Genomic DNA, 819 nt, shown 5'->3' with positions numbered 1-819 from the left:
CGCGCGGCTCGCTGCTGGCCGCGCTCGACACGGGCGACGCGCAGGTGGCCTCGGTCATCGCGAAGCTGCGCAAGGTGCTCGGCAAGGACATCCCGGTGCTGATCACCGGCCCGACGGGCGCGGGCAAGGATCTGCTCGCGCAGGCGATCCACGGCGATTCGCCGCGCGGCCATGCGCCGTTCGTGGCGGTGAACTGCGCCTCGATCCCGGAGACGCTGATCGAATCCGAACTGTTCGGCTATGAGGAAGGCGCGTTCACGGGCGCGAAGCGGCGCGGCGCGGCGGGCAAGCTGTTGCAGGCCAACGGCGGCACGCTGTTCCTCGACGAGATCGGCGACATGCCGTACGCGCTGCAAGCCCGGCTGCTGCGCGTGCTGCAGGAGCGGCACGTGAACCCGCTGGGCTCGTCGAAATCGATCCCGATCGACGTGACGATCATCTGCGCGACACACCGCGACCTGCGCGAGATGCTGGCGCAGAACCGCTTCCGCGAGGATCTCTATTACCGCCTGAACGGGCTGACGGTGCGCCTGCCGGCGCTGCGCGAGCGCAGCGACCTGCGCGTGGTGGTGGCGCGGATGCTGGAGCAGGAGGCGCAGGCCAGCGGCCGGGCGCGGGCGCTGCGCGTCGCGCCCGACGTGATGACGCTGTTCGAGCGCTGCGACTGGCCGGGCAACTTCCGTCAGCTCGGCAACCTGCTGCGCACGGCCGCGGCGATGGTGGACGAGGCGGACGAAGCGGGCAGCGGCGGCGAGATCCGCCACGCGCATCTGCCCGACGATTTCTTCGACGAATTGCGCCGCGCGAGCCTGGCGAGCA

General features: G+C 70.9%; 1 protein-coding gene. It reads left to right on the top strand.

Annotated elements, in window-relative coordinates; all coding sequences use genetic code 11:
• Positions 1-819 (top strand): sigma 54-interacting transcriptional regulator (locus G3N92_RS34565; protein ID WP_206131944.1); only part of this gene is annotated, 819 nt, incomplete at both ends.

Origin of the sequence: Burkholderia sp. Ac-20379, assembly GCF_017104645.1 — a bacterium.
Taxonomy (GTDB): Bacteria; Pseudomonadota; Gammaproteobacteria; order Burkholderiales; family Burkholderiaceae; genus Burkholderia.
This window is presented reverse-complemented; position numbering and strand designations above follow the sequence as displayed.